Below are 18,302 nucleotides of genomic sequence, written 5' to 3' on the forward strand. Positions count from 1 at the left end.
AAGTTGAGCAGGTGATTGCAAGCGCTGTGCCGAGTCGGAAAAAGGCATGAAATGGTCGCTTCGCCCAGGTCGGCGCATGGGAAATGCACCATGAAATGGCGGGTCGGTCTGCCAGGTGCGTGGCTGTGCGCTACAACGGGGCGCGCTCAACGCTTGCGCATCAAACCGATAAAAAACAGCCCGCCAATCGCCGCCGTCGCCACGCCAATCGGCAAGTCTTCGGGCGCTATCAGTGTGCGTGCGGCGACATCGACCCACACCAGGAACACACTGCCAAGCAGCACGCACACTGGCAGTAAACGCCGGTGTTCGGCACCTATCAGGCGCCGGGCGATGTGCGGCACCATCAGCCCGACAAAGCCGATAGAACCGCTGATGGACACCAGCACGCCGGTCATCAGCGAAGCGACCAGGAAGACTTTCAAGCGTACATTGCGTGCGTTCAAACCCAGGGTCACGGCGGTCTGCTCACCGGCCATCAACGCGTTGAGCGGGCGGGCCATGCCGAGCAGCAACAGCAACCCCAGCAGCACCGTGGTGGCGGGAATTGCCAGCAGTTCCCAGCGGGCCAGTCCCAGGCCGCCGAGCATCCAGAACATCACCGCCGAGGCGGCGCGGTGGTCACCCATGAACAGCAGCAGGTTGGCCACCGCCATCATCACGAACGACACCGCGACACCACACAGCAACAGGCGATCGCTTTCCAGGCGACCGTTGCGACTGGCGACGGCCAGTACTACCAACATGCTCAGCAGCGCACCGATAAAGGCGGCGAGGGGCAAGGTCAGCAGGCCGATGATTTCACCCACATGCAGCACCACGATCACCGCGCCGAGGGTGGCGCCGGAGGTCACACCGAGCAGGTGCGGGTCGGCCAGCGAGTTGCGCGTGACCGCCTGCAGTACCGCGCCAATCAGTGCCAGCCCGGCGCCTACCAGCGCCCCCAGTAGCATACGCGGCACACGGATCAGCCAGACGATATGTTCCTGGCCCACACTCCAGTCCACCACACCCAAGCCGAACACCTTGTTCAGCAAAATTCGCCACACCACGTCCACTGGCACCCGCGCCGAACCGAACCCCAGGGAGATCACGCAGGAGACCAGCAACAAGGCACCCAGAGCGCTCAATAACAGGACGTAGTGACGGGTGATCATTCGCCGTGAAACCCCTTGGCCAGGGTTTCAACCGCTAGCACGTTGTCGATGCTTGGTGTGGCTTGCATATAGGGGATCACGATGAAGCGCTGGTGCTTGATGGCGTCCACCGATTGCAGTGCAGGGTGGTCAAGCAGGAACTGTTTCTTCTGTTCGGCGGTGACCTCGCTGTAGTCAACGATCACGATGACTTGTGGGTTGCGCTCAACGACGGTTTCCCAGTTGACTCGGGTCCAGCTGGCGTCGATGTCATCGAGGATGTTGCGCCCGCCGGCGGCGTCTATCAGCGCCTGGGGCATGCCCAGGCGGCCCGAGGTCATGGCGCGGTCTTCGCCGCTGTCGTAAAGGAACACCCGTGGCTTGTCGGCGGGCAGGTCTTTTTGCACCTCGGCCACTTGCGCCTGCATCTGGGCGATAAGGGTATTGGCGCGATCCTGCACGTCGAAGATCCTGCCCAGGTTGCGCAGGTCGTTATAGGTATCGTCGAGGCTTGCGGCTGGGCGCTTCATCACGAACGCACATGACTCGGTCAACTCATACACATTGATGCCCAAGGGTTGCAGGGTGTGCGGTGTGAGGTCGCCGCCCACGCGCATACCGTAGTCCCAGCCGGCGAAGAAGAAATCCACGTTGGCGTTGAGCAGGGTTTCCACCGACGGGTACTTGCTCGCCAGTTCCGGCAGGCCGTCGAGGAGCGCGGCCATTTGCGGCGGTACTGACTTCCAGCCGGTCACGCCGCTGTAGCCGGCCATGCGTGGCTTGAGGCCCAGGGCGAGCATCATCTGGGTCATGTTGATGTCGTGGCTGACCGCGTGTTGTGGGGCTTGCTGGAAGGTTACGTCGCGGTTGCAACTTTTGATGGTCAGCGGGTATCGGGTGCTTTCGGCGAGTGCTTGAGCCGCGCCGAGCAACAGAGGCAGAGACAGCAGGATGCGCAGGATCATGGCTGGGTTATCCAAGTGATTCGTGGGTAGCCGTCCAAGGGGTGAGTGTCGATCAAGGCCTCGACGCCAAACACGTCGCGCAGCAACGCGGCGGTCAGCACTTCGTGGGGCGTGCCGCTGGCGACGATGCGCCCGTGGTGGATCACGTACAGGCGATCACAGAAGGCGGCGGCCAGGTTGAGGTCATGGATACTCGCCAGGGTGCCGATATTCAAACGCCTGACCAGCCTGAGCAACTCAAGTTGATAACGCGGGTCGAGGTGGTTGGTCGGCTCGTCAAGGATCAACAGTTGCGGTTGCTGGGCCAGGGCGCGGGCAAGGATGACGCGCTGTTTTTCACCGCCGGACAGGGTCGCGAAGGCATGGTCCTCGAAGCCTTGCATGCCCACCGATTCCAGCGCTTGAAGGATCAGTTGCTGGTCGTGCAGTGTGTCGCTGTCGAACAAACCCTTGTGGGGTGTGCGCCCCATGGCGACCACCTCATCCACGCGTAAGCCGAAGGTATCGGGAAACTCCTGCAGCACCACGGCGATGCGTTGCGCGCACCACTTTGCGCTTTGCTTCCAGACATTCCGGTGCGCAAGCGATACATCACCGTGTTCTGGCCGGGTGAACCGATAGGCGCAGCGCAGCAGGCTGGTCTTGCCACTGCCGTTAGGCCCGATCAGCCCGACAAACTCCCCGGCACCGACGCGCAGGCTGGCGTCACGCAGTTGGAACTGGTGATGGCAGTGGTTGTGGCCGGGTGGAGTCCAAGCCAGGTCGGTGAGGGTGAGTGAGGTCATTAGAAGGTGTAGTCCGCGGTAATGAACATGGAGCGAGGTACACCCAGAATCCACTGCTGCCCATCGTTGTACTGGCTGACCGCATAAGTGCGATCGAACAGGTTATTGAGTTGCAGGCCCAGCGTGGTGTCGCGCATGGCTTTCCACGACAACGTGGCATCGACCACGGTATAGCTCGGCAGCTCGCTCTGGTTGGCCATATCGGCATAGCGTGCGTCGACGTAACGCACACCGGCAGCGGCACGCACGTTGTCGGTCACGGCCTTGCTCAGCCACAGGTTGGCGGTGCGGCGCGGAACGTCCACCGGGCGGTTGCCGTCGCGGGAGACCTGTACGCCGTTGACGTCTTGTTTGAAATCGTCGTACTGCGCCCGCACGACGGCGGCGTTGGCTTGCAACTGCCAGGCGTGGGGCAGTTGCAAGTCGAGGCTGGCTTCCAGGCCGTTGGAGGATTGTTGGCCGACTTGCTGCTTGAAGTCCGGCTCACCCGGCACATCCGTCAGCAGCTTCTTTTTGACGATGTGGTAGGCGGCGAGGGTCCATTCTCCGCGGGCATCCCAGAACGCTTGTTTGATGCCGACCTCGGTCTGCTTGGCGGTAGACAGGTCGAACTGTTGCTGGCTCGGGCTCAGGGAGATCAGCCCGCCGACGCCGTCGGTGCTGGTAGCGTACTGGCCGTAGACCGAGGTGTCCGGGGTGATCGCGTAGACCAGACCGGCTTTCCAGTTATTGCCGGTGAGGGTTTTGTCGGATTGGCCGCCAGTGCGCAGGTCGTCGCGGTCGATGTGCGCGTAGTCGCGGCGGATACCGGTGATCAGCGTGAGTTGGTCGGTCAACTGCAAGCGGTTTTCAGCAAAACCTGCGAAGGTTTTGGTCGTAGTGGAAAACACCGGTTTGAACGGGTCTTTACTGGCAAACGGCGCGGGCGCCGGGTGATACAGGTCGATGGGTTGGCCGGTTCCCGACACATCATTAAATGGCGTGTTGCTCGCCAGGCGGAAACGGATGCGGTTGTATTCCACGCCCGCTACGGTCTGGCTATCGAGGCCGAACAGGGTGTGCTTGAAGGTGAAGGTCTGGCGGTCGCCCACCTGTTCCTGATCGTGCTTGATACCGAAGTTGCCGCTGCGGGTCAGTTGGCCGTTGGTGAAATTGTAGTTCTCGGCGTTCTGCCAGCGACGCTGGTTTTTCAGGTAGTACAGCTCGTTGGTGGCGCTGACGTTGTCGTTGAGTTGCCACTCGCTGGTCAGGCGCGTCCACTGGTCGTTGTAGTGCTGGGTGTCGTTGCTGACGTTGTAGTTCTTGTCGCGCAGGCCCTTGTGCAACTGGCCGTTGACCAGGGGCGTGCCGAAGTAGTTTTGTGGGCGCTGATCACCGTAGTCGCTGGCCAGGGTGAAACTCAGGTTGTCGGCTGGTTGCCAGCGCAGGGCGCCGCTGACGAAATCGCTGCTGGAATCGCCACGGTCGATGAAGCCGTTGCTGCGCAGGCGGTTGAGGTTCAAGCGGTAGCTCAAGGTGTCGGTCAGCGAGCCGCCGCTGTCGAGGGCTTGCTGCTGGCGGTCGTAGGAGCCGTAGCCAAGGCGGATATGGTTTTCGATCTCGCCCGCAAAGGGTTTTTTCGAGATCGTGTTGATCACTGCGCCGGTGGCGCCTTCGCCGTACAGCACCGAGGCCGGGCCGCGCAGCACGTCCACCCGTTCCACAGCCCAGCTGTCCACCGGGAAGGTCGAGGTGCCCATGCCGGTGTACATGCGGTTGCCGTCGTACAGCTGCATCACCGAGCTTTGGCCGGTAAAACCACGGGCCTGCAACGAGGTGCCGCCGTCGCCCGGCGTGCCGGTGCGGCTGATGCCGGTGGCGCGGGAGATGGCGTCCTGCACGCTGGCGTCGCCGCGTTCGCGGATCTGGGCGCCGGTCTGGCTTTCAACGCTGCCGGGGGTTTGCAGCGCTGTGAGATTCAGGCGCGAACCGGCGGTGGTCGGGGTGTTGAGGTCAACGCGCTCACTATCCACTGCCGGTGCGGTAATGGGGCTGGCGGGCAGGGTCAGGGCCTGGGCGTTGGTATGCAGGGCGAGCAGGCACAGGCCGCTCGCAAGGTAGTTGTTCATCGGTCGATCAGTCGCTTCTTGAGAGGTACTCGCCGCAGGGCGCGGCGAGCAACGATAGCGCAGAAAGTGTTATAAGTTAACACTTATCGGCTGCGGGGCAAAAGTCTGCGCAAGGCTACACAAGCCCCCTGGATTGGGCATCTCGCCTGTTTCATGCGGAACCTGAAGCGGATTCACCTTGGCCAAAAAAGCGCGACAGCACCAGACGATCCAGTACCCACACCACGATCAGCGACGCCCCCACCAGCGGGAAAACAAGTGCCAGACCCAGCATGATCACCATCGCGGTTTTCCACTTTGGCAGGTCATGACGCAACGGCGGAACACCGACGCCACCGGCAGGGCGACGCTTCCACCAGATCACCACGCCGCTGACCGCACTGAGCAGGATCATCAGGCAGATCACCAGCACGATCAGTTGGTTGACCCAGCCGAACATCTTGCCTTCATGCAGCATCACCCCGGTCTCGGTGGCGCGGGCGACCAGGTTGTAATGTTCCCAACGCACATCGGCCAGGACCTTGCCGGTGTACTGGTCCACATGCAGGGTGGCGTCATTGCGCGGGTCGTTGGCGAACACCGCGACGGTGAATACCCCCGTGGCGGTGGTGGGGAAGGTGATGCTGTAGCCGGGCTCGACCTTGCGTGCATTGGCCAGGTCGACCACTTGTTGCAGGCGCACGCTTGGTGCGGCAGGACCTGAATGCATGGCGCCGTGGTTCATGTGTTCGGCATGGTCGCCGGACATCGGCATCGGCGTGTTTTCCATGGCCCAGGGCACGGTCTGTTGGGTGGCCGTGTTGAGCACGCGTGCCTGCTGGTCGGACTGCGGCACGTTGTTCCACATCGCCGCCGGGAAGGTGTTCCACAGGTCGGCGTATTGCTTGCCCCAGAAACCGGTCCAGGTCATGCCGCTGAGCAGCATGACCAGCAGAAATGCCGCGCCCCAGAAGCCGGCGACAGCGTGCAGGTCACGCCAGAACAAGCGGCCACGACTGTTGAGGCGCGGCCACAATATGCCAGCCGATGACTTGCCACGCGGCCACCACAGGTACAGGCCGGACACCACCAGCATGACGCCCCAGCCGGCGGCGAGTTCTATCAGGCGGTCGCCGGTGGTGCCGATCATCAGCTCGCCGTGCAGGGCGCGGGCAATGGCCTGCAGGTTGTTTTTGGCGTCCTGCTCACCCAGGACTGTGCCGCGATACGGGTCGACGAATACGCTGATCTCGCGGCCCTGGTTGTGCATCACGAACTGCGCGCTGTTGGTGGCGTCGGCAGGCGGCAGGTATTTGCTGATCGCGGCCTGGGGGTAGGCGTCTTTGGCGCGTTGCAGCAGTTCGTCGGCGCTCAGAGCGTGCTCGGCTGTGGGTACGGTGAGCAGGTGGCCGTACATCAGCGGGTCGAGTTGGGGTTTGAACAGGTAGATGATGCCGGTCAGGGCCAGCAGCACCATGAAAGGGGCGACAAAGAGACCGGCGTAGAAGTGCCAGCGCCAGGCCAGGTTGTAGAAGGAGATCTTCGGTGTGCTCATCAGGGGCTCCGCAAGGCTTTTGATTTTTTTGTGTCGGTTACACCGCCATCGGGGGCAAGCCCCCTCCCACATTTGAAATGCGTTTCAAGTGTGGGAGGGGGCTTGCTCCCGATGCTGTTAGAAGCTCATGTCCACCTTGGTCCAGAGCGTACGCCCCGGCTCCTTGATGGCTTGCGGGTCATTCGCCGGGTAACCGAAGCCTGCGTTACCCGCCAGGTTCAAATGCTCGGCATAAGCCTTGCCGAACAGATTGTCGACTCCGGTACTGACCTTGAAGTTCTTATTGATGCGGTACGCAGCGTTGAGCGAGAACACGCCAAAACCGCCGCTCTTGTCGTAGTCCTTGCCGACCACGTTGCCCTTGTTCTGGTCGATGCGGTTTTGCGCCGCGACCACGCGCCACAAGGCGCCGGCACTCCAGTCGTCTTCGCTGTAGGTCAGGCCCAGGCGTGCATCCAGCGGCGGCATCTGCGGCAGGGCTTTGCCATCGCTGCTGTTCTTGCCCCAGGCGTAGGCGAGGCTGGCGTCGGCTTTCCAGTTGCGGCTCAGCTTGTAGGCCGCACCCAACTCGCCGCCCATGATGCGCGCGTCGACATTGCGCGCCTGGGAAGTGGTGCCCATCATGCCGGGCCGGTAGTCGAACAGGATGAAGTCGCGCACCTGGCCGACGTAACCCGAGGCCCAGGCTTCGAGGTCGGCGGTTTTGTATTGCGCGCCGAAATCCAGCTGCGTGGTCTTCTCGGGCTTCACGCCGTCAAAGGCATTCACCGAGCCGACCGCGCCGGTGTTGGGGGAGAACAGGTCCCAGTAATCCGGAAAGCGTTCAGCGTGACCCAGACCCGCATAGACGGTCGTGGGCGTGCCCGCCAGGTCGTGCTCGTAGCGCACAAAGCCCGATGGCAAGGTGTCTGCGCGGGTGTCGTCGGCGGTGGGGTTGGGGCGGCTCATCATTGCCGAGCCGGTGCGTTGCCGGAAATCCTTGGCTGAGGCACGGTCCAGGCGGGCGCCGGTGATCAGGCGGTCGTTGTCGGCGGCGTACCAGGTCAGCTCGCCGAATACCCCGTAGTTGTGGAAGTTGGCGTCCTTGTTGCGCGGCAGGTCCTTGTAGGTGTCGATGCCCATGCTGCTGCGCGCGCGGTGCTCGTTGGTCTGCGCGTCCAGACCGCCGATCAGTTGCACATCGGCCCAGCGCCAGGTTGCCTTGATGCGACCGCCCAGGGTGCGACGGTCGACGTTGGAGGCCATGGGCCCGGCCATCATGCCGGTGCCCGAAGGGACGCGCAGGCTGTAGTTGTCCATGACGTGGTCGGCGTAGTTGTAGTAGACCTGGGCCTCGACTTTGTCCAGCACCTCGCCGAGGTTGGATTTTTCGAAGCGCAGCCCGAGGCTTTCGCGCAGGAATTGCGAGCCGTCCATACCGCGTCCGGCGTAGCGCGCTTCACCGTCGCCACGGCCGGCGGTGAGTTCCAGCAGCGTGTCGGCGTCGGGGGTGAAACCCACCGCCACATCGCCATTCCACTTGTCATAGCGCGAGGCGACAGTGTCGTTGTTGCCGTCCTTGTAATCGTCGGCATGGGCCTGGTTGCCGATCACCCGCACATAGCCCAACGGGCCTCCTGCAGCAGCATCGATGACCTTGTCGAAACGCCCGTTGGAACCGGCCAGCACACTGGCATTGATCCGCGTGCCCAGCTCGCCGAACTGCTCGGGCTCACGGTCGAACAGGATCGTACCGGCCGACGCGCCCGGGCCCCAGAGTACGGTTTGCGGGCCTTTGATCACGGTGAGCTTGTCGTAGGTTTCCGGCGAAATATACGAAGTCGGCGCATCCATGCGGCCTGGGCAGGCGCCGAGCATCATGCCGCCGTTGGTAAGGATGTTCAGGCGCGAGCCGAACATGCCGCGCAGCACCGGGTCGCCGTTGGTGCCGCCGTTGCGCACCAGGGCGAAGCCGGGGATGGTCTTGAGGTAGTCGCCGCCATCGCTCGCGGGCACCGGCTGGCGTGGATCCTTGGGGTTGGTGACAACGGTGAGGGGCGAGCTGGGGGCGATCGCGGTGATCACCGTGGGGCTCAGCTCGTGTTCGTGCGCATGGGCGTAGGGGGCAAGCAGTACGCCGCACAGAGCGGCGAAAACAGGGGCAGCGCCCAAACGGGTGTCAGCAGAAAACCTGGACATGACAAATTCCATCAATCAATCGTAAACAACACGGCCAGCAGCCTGCGGCTGTCTAATTGAAGTCGGCCGGGGTGAAGTAACGCGGTGAAGGGCTTACGACACGATGGGCGGCGCACGACTGCGGGCGCCAGGGAAGATGCTCTGTCGGGCATGGCCCAGGCGGGGGGCGGGGATGAGTGCGTTGGCTGGCGGCGGGGTGCCGAGCGTTACGTAGGAGACGCTGCCGGGCAGGGCCGGGCAACTGAACAGCAGGCTGCAATAGCCGCATTTCTCCCAGAGGACATGATGTTCGTCGGGGGTTTTGGTCGGCTTGGGCTCGCCGTGGCACGCGGGCATGTCCATGGACATACCGGCGTGATGATCCATCGGCATCGCTTGGGAAATCAGCGGACCGATAAAGATCATCAGCATGGCGAACAGGCTGATCCAACTGCCGCGCATCACACGGCGGTGCGGAGACAACCTGGCGCGGGGGGCGCCCATCGGGTAGGTCTAGTGAGTGTGCTTATGCTCTTGCGTGGCCATCGGCGGGACCTTCTGCACCGACACTTGCACCTGAACCTTGCCTGCTTTCTCGAAGGTCAGGGTCAGTGGGAATTGCTTGCCATCGGCCAACAGGCTGCGGTCTTTGAGGCCCAGCAGCATCACGTGATAAGCCATCGGCGCGAAGGTCAGCTCACCCTTGGCCGGTACGGCAACGCTGGGCACTTGCTGCATCTTCATCAAGTCGCCTTGCATCACATGCTCGTGCAGCTCGGCTTTCTCCGCGACGCTGGTTTCAACGCTGAGCAGGCGATCCGGAGCAGCCCCGGTGTTATGAATCACAAAGTAGGCCGCCACGGTCGGCGCATTCGGTGGCAGCTCCTGGGACCAGGGATCGCTCACCAACAGGTCGCCGGCCTTGTAGTCATCGGCATTGGCAGCACTGAACACCGGCAACAACAACGCAGCCAGAAGCAGGGAAGATTTAAGCATGGCAGTTCTCCAGAACGGTTCTAAACGCAGTTCACTTGCGAAGAAGATCAGGCCGTTGGGGAGGCGCGAGGGTTAAGGCTTGGCCATTGCTGGCGCGGGGTGGGATTGCGCAATAAGCGTGGCGGCAGGCTCTGCACCGCCTCGAAGCGCGTCACATACAGCTGCGGCACATGCCCCGGCAACGCCACCAACGGCGCCGAGCCCGAGCAACACCAGCAATGCTGCATGGCAGAGTGATCGTCCGGCGCTGCCGGGATTTCCAGCTTGCCCAGGGCAATCGCCTTCAGGCTGGCACCATTGGACGAACAGAACCCACCCCACATCAGACGCTTGACCGGGTCATCAGTCTGCTGCATCGCACTGGCCAACGGCATGGCAAACGCATTGAACAGCACTGCAAGGCAGGCGATCCAGGCAATTGCAAAGCGTTGACGGGCCATGGCGGATAATCCGTAGGGTTAAACGATCAGGGGGTATTTAGCCTGATCGGGGGGGATAAGTAAAAAGGGGCGGTGTGGTTTGGTGTCGCAGTGCTGGATTTGAGCGTAGACGGGAATTGAGTGGATGAGGATCTTCAGGGCTGCGCAGGTCAAATGTGGGAGGGGGCTTGCTCCCGATCGCGGTGTGTCAGTTACTGATTTGTGGCTGATCCGCCGCCATCGGGAGCAAGCCCCCTCCCACATTAGGTCGGTGTTGCTCAGAAGGGGTGTATTGCCTTTAGCACCGCAGCTACGGTGGTGAACTCTCGATCCACCGCCGCCAGCACCGGCCGCTTCAGCACCAATACCGGCACGCCACGCTCACGCGCCACTTCCAGCTTCGGTTCGGTGGCGGTGCTGCCGCTGTTCTTGCTGATCAGTACATCGATCCTGCGCCGTTCGAATAAAACCCGCTCATCCTCGATCAGAAACGGTCCGCGCGCGCCGATCACTTCACACCGCGCATTCCCCGGATAAACGTCCAGTGCGCGCAGCGTCCAGAACTGGTCGGCGGGGATTTCCTCCAGATGCTGCAAGGGTTCGCGACCCAAGGTGAACAATGGGCGCTTGAAGGGCTTCAACGCGGCTATCAGGGCGGCCCAGTCAGGCACTTCCCGCCAGTCATCCCCCACTTGCGGCTGCCACGCCGGACGTCGCAACGCCCAGCAAGGCACATCGCTCAACCGCGCCGCCTGGGCCGCGTTGTGGCTGATCTGCGCCGCATACGGATGTGTGGCATCGAGAATCAGGCTGATACGCTCGTCACGAACAAACTGCGCGAGCCCTTCAGCGCCTCCATAACCCCCGACTCGAACCTGGCAGCTCAGGTCGGTCGGCACACGGCCCACGCCCGCCAGGCTGTAGATATGCTCCGGCCCCAGGGTGCGGGCAACGGCCAGCGCCTCCGTCACGCCGCCCAGCAACAGAATCCTTTTCATAGGGGCTTGATCACTTCCAATAGCGTGATCGGCAATGCCTGGCGCCAGGTATCGAACTCGCCCAATGGCTGCGCCTGGGCCACGTGGATGCGGGTCAGTTCGCCGCCGTGCTCGGCGCGCCAGTTCATCAAGGTCATTTCGCTTTGCAGGGTCACGGCATTGGCCACCAACCGTCCACCGGGGCGCAGGTGTTGCCAGCAGGTGTCGAGCACGCCTTCGCGGGTGACGCCGCCGCCGATGAAGATGGCGTTCGGTGCTTCCAGACCGCTTAACGCCTCCGGCGCCTTGCCGCGAATCAGTTGCAGGCCGGGCACGCCGAGGGCGTCGCGGTTGTGTTCGATCAGGCTTTGGCGGCCTGCGTCGGCCTCGATTGCCACGGCGCGGCAGCTTGGATGCGTGCGCATCCATTCAATGCCGATGGAGCCGCTGCCCGCGCCCACGTCCCACAGCAGTTCGCCGGGCATGGGGGCGAGGCGGGCGAGGGTCATGGCGCGCACGTCGCGTTTGGTCAGTTGGCCGTCGTGCTTGAAGGCCGCGTCGGGCAAACCTGCAAGGCGTGACAGACGTGGTGCGTTCGCATCCGCCAGGCAGTCGATGGCGACCAGGTTCAAAGCGGCAACCTCGGCGTGTTCCCACGATTGCGCGTGCCCGTCGATGCGCCCCTCAGCCGGGCCGCCCAGGTGTTCAAACACAGTAATCCGGCTGGGGCCGAAACCGCGTTCGGCCAACAACGCAGCCATCAAAGCGGGGCTGCTGCCGTCATTGCTCAAGACCAACAAGCGCACGCCAGCGGCCAGATGCGCATTAAGTGCTGCCAACGGACGAGCGACCACCGATAGCGTCACCACCTCCTGCAACGGCCAGCCCAGGCGTGCTGCCGCCAGGGACACCGACGATGGTGCGGGCAAAATCAACAACTCTTCAGCTGCCACTTGCCGGGCCAGGCTGGCGCCGACGCCATAGAACATCGGGTCGCCACTGGCCAGGACGCACACAGGCTCCCCGCGCCGCGACAACACCGGCTCCAGGGAAAACGGGCTCGGCCACACCTGGCGTTCGCCGCGAATACACACCGGCAAAAGGTCCAACTGGCGTTGGCCGCCTATAATCCGCGTGGCGCGCAACAGGGCGTGCCGGGCATTCCTGCCCAGGCCCTTGAAGCCGTCTTCACCGATGCCTACAACCGTCAGCCAGGGCGACATATCAATTCCTTGAGCGACATCCGACGGGCAGGCTTTTCATGCCGCCGGACAAAGCAGGCATAATACCGCGCCTTTACCCGTCAACCGGTAGCCCCGTGAACCCAACGCCCGCTGTGAATACCATGCGCCCCTCGGCTTGTCCGGGGTTGCTGCGTATTGTCCAGGCGTTGGACGGCGGCATTTGCCGGATCAAACTGGCCGGTGGTTCGATCACCGCCGCCCAGGCCAGCGCCGTGGCCGACGCGGCCCGTACGTACGCAGGCGGGATAATCGAGGCGACCAACCGCGCCAACTTGCAGGTCCGCGGCATTGGCGCCGAGCAGGACGCCTTGATCGCCAGGTTGCTTGCCGCCGGCCTGGGGCCCAATAACGCTGCCGGTGACGACGTGCGCAACCTGATGCTCAGCCCCGCTGCTGGCATCGACCCGCAGATGCTGTTCGACACCCGCCCGCTGGCCACGCAGATTCTTGCCACCTTGCAAAACCATGCGCGGTTCCACCAGCTGTCGGCCAAGTTCGCGATACAACTCGATGGCGGTGAAGCCCTGGCGATGCTGGAGCATCACCATGACCTGTGGCTGTCGGCGTTTGTGCGCGATGGTCAGACGCTGTTGGCATTCGGCCTGGCCGGCTGCCCGGGGCTGGATGCGCCCGTGGCAGCAGTGCCGTTGGACCAGGGGCATGCGCTGGTGGTGGCGGTGCTGGAGGCCTTTCTCGACCTGGCGACGCCCGAGCAAACACGTATGCGTCATCTGCCTGTGGATAACTTGTTGGGCCGCCTGAGGCTGCCGCTGTTGTCGGCGCAGGGCTTCAAGCGCCCGGCCAGTGGTGCGTTGTTGCACATCGGTAGTTATCCACAGGCCCAAAAGAATCAGTTTTACGTCGCGGCAGTCGCGCCGTTGGGCCGCCTGGATTCGCTGATGCTCCAGGGCGCCGCGCAACTGGCCAGCGAGTACGGCGATGGCACGTTGCGCTTCACGCCCTGGCAGGGCGTGCTACTGCCCAACATTGAACGCGTTGGCGCCGTGACCGAACGCCTGGCGCAACTGGGCTTTGTGTGTTCAATCGACCAACCCCTGGCGCGCATGATTGCCTGCACCGGTTCCAGCGGTTGCGGCAAGGGCCTGGCCGATACCAAGGTCGACGCGGTGCAACTGGCCGCCCTGCAACCCGGCGTCGAAGCGCACCTGTCCGGCTGCCCGCGCTCATGCGCCGCCGCGCACACCGCGCCGGTCACGTTGCTGGCGGTGAGCCCCGGCCATTACGACCTCTATTTTCGCGATGCTGCCCACCCGGGTTTCGGTCGGCTGCACGCGCGCACTCTTTCCATTGAAGCGGCGGGCGCCCTGTTACGCGCTCGCCCACGGAGCAACACCGATGATTGATTACATCCGCGACGGTCAGGAGATCTATCGCAACTCCTTTGCCATTATTCGCGCGGAAGCCAACCTGGACCGCATCCCGGCCGATCTGGAAAAACTCGCGGTGCGGGTGATTCATGCGTGCGGCATGGTCGAGGCCATCGACGGTCTGCAATTTTCCGAAGGGGCCGGCAAGGCCGGGCGCGATGCGCTGGCTGCTGGCGCGCCGATCCTGTGTGATGCGCGGATGGTCTCCGAGGGCGTGACCCGTGCGCGCCTGCCGGCCAATAACGAAGTGATCTGCACCCTGCGCGACGACAGCGTGCCGCAGCTGGCGCGGGAGCTGGGCAACACCCGTTCCGCTGCCGCCCTGGAGCTGTGGCGCCCGTACCTGGAAGGCAGCGTGGTGGTGATCGGCAACGCGCCGACCGCCTTGTTCTACCTGCTGGAAATGCTCGACGCCGGCGCGCCGAAACCGGCGCTGATCCTGGGGTTCCCGGTCGGTTTCGTCGGCGCCGCCGAATCCAAGGCCATGCTTGCCGCCGACAGCCGTGGCGTACCCTTCGTGATCATGCAAGGCCGCCTGGGCGGTAGCGCAATGGCTGCCGCCGCCGTCAACGCCCTGGCCACGGAGGTCGAATAATGCAGGTGCGCGGACGTTTGATCGGCCTGGGCGTAGGCCCCGGTGACCCGGAACTGATCACCCTCAAGGCCCTGCGCCTGCTGCGTGAATCGCCGGTGGTGGCGTATTTCGTGGCCAAGGGCAAGAAGGGCAACGCTTTCGGCATCATCGAAGGCCACCTGGTGCCACAGCAGACCCTGATGCCGCTGGTGTACCCGGTCACCACTGAAGCGCTGCCGGCGCCGCTGTCCTATGAACAAGTGATCAGCGACTTCTACGACAACGCCAGCCTCGACGTGGCCGCGCACCTGGACGCGGGCCGCGATGTGGCGGTGATCTGCGAAGGTGATCCGTTCTTCTACGGCTCCTACATGTACCTGCATGACCGCCTTGCCGAGCGCTACGAAGCCCAGGTAATTCCGGGCGTGTGTTCGATGCTCGGTGGCGCTTCGGTGCTCGGCGCGCCGTTGGTGTATCGCAACCAGAGCTTGTCGGTGCTCTCGGGCGTGTTGCCCCATGATGACCTCAAGCGCCGCCTGGCGGATGCCGATGCCGCAGTGATCATGAAGCTGGGGCGCAACTTCCCGAAGGTGCGCCAGGTGTTGGAAGAGCTGGGCCTGGCCGAACGTGCGTTGTACGTGGAGCGCGCCACCATGGCCAACCAGAAGATCGTGCCGCTGGACCAGGTGGAGCCGATGTCGTCGCCGTATTTCTCGCTGATCATCGTGCCCGGTGAAAGGTGGCAAGGTTGATGACTCCGGCGATTGTGATTCTGGGCCAAGGCAGTTTGGCCACGGCGCGCAAGATCCAGCAGGTTTACCCAGGCGCGTTGATCCACGGCCTGGCCGCTCGGGTTGAAGGGGCGGACCAGAGCTACAGCGAGTTCGGCGCGACGCTGCGCCAGCTCTACCAGCAAGGCACGCCGCTGATTGCCCTGTGCGCGGCCGGCATTGTGATTCGCACCTTGGCGCCGCTGCTGCTGGAAAAGGGCGAGGAACCCGCCGTGCTGGCCGTGGCAGAAGACGGCAGCGCCGTGGTGCCGCTGCTGGGTGGCCTGGGCGGGGTGAATGTGATGGCGCGGGACATCGCCGCGGCATTGGGCGTATCCGCGGCAATCACCACCAGTGGCGAACTGCGTTTTGGCACCTGCCTGCTCAACCCGCCGACGGGTTATCAACTGGCGGACATTGAACTGGGCAAGCGCTTTGTCTCGGACCTTTTGGCCGGTGAGTCGGTACGCGTCGAAGGCGTGGCGCCGTGGCTGGATCAAGCCAATCTGGCCCAGGACCCACAGGCGCGCCTGGCGATTCATGTGGGCAGTGCCGAGCGCCCACCGGCAGCGAACGAGCTGCTGATTTATCCGCAAAACGTCTGCATTACCTGCAAGCCTGGTGCGCGGTTGGCCGAGCGCGTGCGCACTGCGCTGCATGAGGCGGGGATCGCGGTGCAAGCCGTGGCCTGCCTGTTGGCCAGCGACCTGCAGATGGCCGACGCCTCATTGCATGAAGCTGCGCTGGCGTTGGGTGTGCCGCTGCGTTTTGCCCCGGTGACGCCCGTTGCGGACATCAGCATTACCGTGGCCGAAAAGCCCTTGGACGTGTCGCAGGTGGGACGCCCCCGTGGCCGTCTCGCAGTGATCGGCCTGGGTCCCGGCGCGGCCGAGTTGATGGTGCCGGCGGTCAAGGCGGAACTGGCGCGTTGCACCGATGTGCTGGGGTATGAAACCTATGTGCGCATGGCCGGGCCGTTCCGTGACGATCAAGTGCAACACTGCACCGACAACCGCGAAGAAATGCAGCGCGCTCGCCATGCTTTCGAGCTGGCTGCGCAGGGGCGTTCGGTGGTGGTGGTATCGTCCGGCGACCCGGGTGTATTCGCCATGGCCGCCGCGGTGATCGAGGCGCTGCACGACTCCACGGACCCGGCCTGGCATCAGGTCGACCTGGAAATCCTGCCGGGGGTTTCTGCCTCCCTGGCCACCGCTGCCCAGGCCGGTGCACCCTTGGGGCATGACTTCTGCGTCATGTCGCTGTCGGATAACCTCAAGCCCTGGTCGATCATTGAAAAGCGCCTGGACCTGGCTTCCCAGGCCGATCTGGCCCTGGCGTTCTACAACCCGATCTCGCGTTCGCGGCCCTGGCAACTGGGGCGTGCCCTGGAGATCGTCGGCCTGCACCGCACGCCCGATACGCCGGTGGTGCTGGGCCGCGACATCGGCCGCCCGGGCCAGACGCTACGCGTCACCACCCTGGGCCAATTGACGCCCGAGCAGGTGGACATGCGCACCATGGTGCTGATCGGCTCGTCCACCACCTGCGTGTTCCCGCGTGCCGGTGGCGGGGCGTGGGTGTACACGCCGCGTTGGTACGGCGACAAACCCGCCTCCTGAAAACGGCCCGCTGGCCGCCGGAAAGCTCCGAATGACCCAGGGATTCTCCTGATGTTGTTCGGGGCTTTTTCTTTTTTTTACGGTGAAAACCGCAAGCCTGCCGGCTGTGCCTTGTGATTGCTGGGCACTGGGTTTTGACCGGTGCCACCAAGGCATGTTTGTCGCATGGAAAGCCCTCCGCCCGCTGGACTAGTGTGAAGCAAAGCCCCATGTCGGGTGCTTGTGGAGAACTGAAAAATGGAGCGACGTCACAGAAGGATCAACACTATCAAACGGCGCAAGCTGATTGCCGCCTACAAGTTGCCGGGCGCACCAGGAGCGCACGCGGCGTTACCCCTGGACACTGACGACGACTGCAATGCGGCGGTGGTCAACAACGGGGTGATTTCCTTCGCCGAGGGGCTGTCTGGGCTGAACCGCGAATACATTCGCAAGAGTTACCTGCTGGCCAGCAGTTACGTGAGCGATGTATTGAAAGTACATCGGGGCACCGAGGCGTGGTACGACGAATTTATCAAGGTCATGGTCAGTCTTGGCTGGCTGCCGGTGCGCAGCAGTTTCGAGCGGGTCTCACGCTCCGGCAAGGGGCTGACGGTGCAATTGGCGGCGCTGAATATTATCGGCGCGCTGCTGGCGTCGATGTCACTGTCGGGGCCGCTGGTTACCGCGCTGCCAAAACTGGCCGCCGATGCGCTGGAGGCATTGAAGCGGCAGCCGGCGTCTTTTGATTTGTTCAAGCGCAATAGCGCGGTGCATGAGGGCGGTGACTTCGGCGTGGCGTCCTGCGCCGAAACCAATGGTGAAGTGATGATGGTGCTGGTGACCTTCAGCAGCCACGGCGTGAACAAACAGGTGGGAGTGCCGTTCCTTGAATGGGACAGCTCATCGTTCGAGGCTTTCAGCGGGCAAACCTGCCTGGTGCTGAACACCTCGGTGGTCAACGAAAAAACCATCCAGCTGATGCGCGAAAGCGCCGGTGACAAGGTGCAGCTGGCGATTGCCAAATACCGGATCTAAGGCACCAGGTAGCCGCGAACCCCGGTAAAAATGATTTGCGCGGCCAGGGCGCATACGAACAGGCCCATCAACCGGCTGACAATCTGCAAGCCCTGGTCGCCGAGAATCCGTTCGATACGGTTGGACAGGTACAGCACCACACCCACTGTGAGGCTGGCCAAGGCGATGCTGAGGATGGCGGTGAGCTTGTCGTCCCAGTGGGGCTGGCTCACGCCCATCACCAGCAGCGCACCGATGGTGCCTGGGCCGACAGTGAGCGGGATGGTCAGCGGCACGATGGTCACGTCCTGCTGCACGTTGTCGGTCTGCACCGCCGACTTGCCCTGAGCCATGCCCAGGGCCGAGATAAACAACACGCTGCCGGCGCCGATACGGAACGCGTCCACGGTAATGCCGAACACGCTGAAAATCACCCTGCCGAACAGGTAGAGCAACACGCTCGATACCAGGGTCGCCAGTGCGACTTTCCAGGCCAGGCGCCGACGTTCCTTGCTGGAATAGCCACGGGTCAGGCTGATAAAGCAGGACAGCACAAAAAACGGGCTGTAGAGCACCAGCATCTTCAGGTAAACGCTGAATAACACATGGAGCATGGGGGCGGCTCGCGGGCGGG

Annotated in this window: 17 protein-coding genes; 5 read left to right on the forward strand and 12 right to left on the reverse strand. The window is 63.3% G+C overall.

The features are described 5' to 3' along the window. Positions 1 to 146: 146 nt before the first annotated feature. The 11 genes from FW800_RS03725 to cbiE all read right to left on the reverse strand — a co-directional run bounded on the left by FW800_RS03725 (position 147) and on the right by cbiE (position 12,300). Positions 147 to 1,157 carry a FecCD family ABC transporter permease gene (locus tag FW800_RS03725; protein WP_223018724.1) on the reverse strand — a complete coding sequence of 337 codons (1,011 nt, stop codon included), beginning with the start codon at positions 1,155 to 1,157 and terminating at the stop codon, positions 147 to 149. After that, positions 1,154 to 2,101, reverse strand: coding sequence for an ABC transporter substrate-binding protein (locus FW800_RS03730; protein ID WP_446436986.1), 948 nt, complete (start codon positions 2,099 to 2,101; stop codon positions 1,154 to 1,156). Before FW800_RS03730 ends, FW800_RS03725 begins: the two co-directional genes overlap by 4 nt. Then, positions 2,098 to 2,886 carry an ABC transporter ATP-binding protein gene (locus FW800_RS03735; RefSeq protein ID WP_446436987.1) on the reverse strand — a complete coding sequence of 263 codons (789 nt, stop codon included), beginning with the start codon at positions 2,884 to 2,886 and terminating at the stop codon, positions 2,098 to 2,100. Before FW800_RS03735 ends, FW800_RS03730 begins: the two co-directional genes overlap by 4 nt. After that, on the reverse strand, positions 2,886 to 4,994 hold the full coding sequence (locus FW800_RS03740) for a TonB-dependent receptor (protein WP_446436988.1): 2,109 nt from the start codon (positions 4,992 to 4,994) through the stop codon (positions 2,886 to 2,888). The genes FW800_RS03735 and FW800_RS03740 overlap by 1 nt, the downstream gene beginning before the upstream one ends. A 151-nt stretch (positions 4,995 to 5,145) precedes the next feature. Continuing rightward, a complete protein-coding gene (locus FW800_RS03745) occupies positions 5,146 to 6,528 on the reverse strand; it encodes a PepSY-associated TM helix domain-containing protein (RefSeq protein ID WP_446436989.1) in 1,383 nt (460 codons plus the stop codon). Positions 6,529 to 6,645: 117 nt separating this feature from the next. Further along, entirely contained in the window at positions 6,646 to 8,706 is a 2,061-nt protein-coding gene (locus FW800_RS03750) for a TonB-dependent copper receptor (protein WP_446436990.1), read from the reverse strand. A 93-nt stretch (positions 8,707 to 8,799) separates the two neighbouring features. Further along, positions 8,800 to 9,189 (reverse strand): DUF2946 domain-containing protein, encoded by a 390-nt coding sequence (locus tag FW800_RS03755; protein WP_032878129.1) that lies wholly within the window; start codon positions 9,187 to 9,189, stop codon positions 8,800 to 8,802. A 9-nt stretch (positions 9,190 to 9,198) separates the two neighbouring features. Then, a complete protein-coding gene (locus FW800_RS03760; RefSeq protein WP_005784362.1) occupies positions 9,199 to 9,681 on the reverse strand; it encodes a copper chaperone PCu(A)C in 483 nt (160 codons plus the stop codon). Positions 9,682 to 9,728: 47 nt separating this feature from the next. Continuing rightward, a complete protein-coding gene (locus tag FW800_RS03765; protein WP_446436991.1) occupies positions 9,729 to 10,121 on the reverse strand; it encodes a DUF2946 domain-containing protein in 393 nt (130 codons plus the stop codon). 257 nt (positions 10,122 to 10,378) lie between these two features. Next, on the reverse strand, positions 10,379 to 11,098 hold the full coding sequence (locus tag FW800_RS03770; protein ID WP_446436992.1) for a cobalt-precorrin-6A reductase: 720 nt from the start codon (positions 11,096 to 11,098) through the stop codon (positions 10,379 to 10,381). After that, a complete protein-coding gene (cbiE, locus tag FW800_RS03775) occupies positions 11,095 to 12,300 on the reverse strand; it encodes a precorrin-6y C5,15-methyltransferase (decarboxylating) subunit CbiE (RefSeq protein WP_103733882.1) in 1,206 nt (401 codons plus the stop codon). Before cbiE ends, FW800_RS03770 begins: the two co-directional genes overlap by 4 nt. 38 nt (positions 12,301 to 12,338) lie before the next feature. Here cbiE and cobG point away from each other — a divergent pair, with 38 nt between their 5' ends. The 5 genes from cobG to FW800_RS03800 all read left to right on the forward strand — a co-directional run bounded on the left by cobG (position 12,339) and on the right by FW800_RS03800 (position 17,689). Next, complete coding sequence (gene cobG / locus FW800_RS03780) at positions 12,339 to 13,685, forward strand: precorrin-3B synthase (protein ID WP_446436993.1); 1,347 nt, start codon at positions 12,339 to 12,341, stop codon at positions 13,683 to 13,685. After that, positions 13,678 to 14,304: a precorrin-8X methylmutase gene (locus FW800_RS03785; protein ID WP_032878122.1), complete on the forward strand. Its 627-nt coding sequence runs from the start codon at positions 13,678 to 13,680 to the stop codon at positions 14,302 to 14,304. Before cobG ends, FW800_RS03785 begins: the two co-directional genes overlap by 8 nt. Continuing rightward, the gene (locus FW800_RS03790) at positions 14,304 to 15,035 is read left to right on the forward strand and encodes a precorrin-2 C(20)-methyltransferase (RefSeq protein ID WP_005784378.1); all 732 of its coding nucleotides are present in this window, start codon (positions 14,304 to 14,306) and stop codon (positions 15,033 to 15,035) included. Before FW800_RS03785 ends, FW800_RS03790 begins: the two co-directional genes overlap by 1 nt. After that, positions 15,035 to 16,672: a precorrin-3B C(17)-methyltransferase gene (cobJ, locus tag FW800_RS03795; protein WP_446436994.1), complete on the forward strand. Its 1,638-nt coding sequence runs from the start codon at positions 15,035 to 15,037 to the stop codon at positions 16,670 to 16,672. The genes FW800_RS03790 and cobJ overlap by 1 nt, the downstream gene beginning before the upstream one ends. Before the next feature lie 237 nt (positions 16,673 to 16,909). Then, entirely contained in the window at positions 16,910 to 17,689 is a 780-nt protein-coding gene (locus FW800_RS03800; protein WP_078820177.1) for a hypothetical protein, read from the forward strand. On the opposite strand, the gene FW800_RS03805 is transcribed toward FW800_RS03800, so the two are convergent. After that, a complete protein-coding gene (locus FW800_RS03805; RefSeq protein ID WP_003171467.1) occupies positions 17,686 to 18,282 on the reverse strand; it encodes a MarC family protein in 597 nt (198 codons plus the stop codon). The two genes, FW800_RS03800 and FW800_RS03805, sit on opposite strands and share 4 nt — an antisense overlap. Positions 18,283 to 18,302 lie beyond the last annotated feature (20 nt).

The organism is Pseudomonas sp. 910_23 (genome assembly GCF_052850795.1).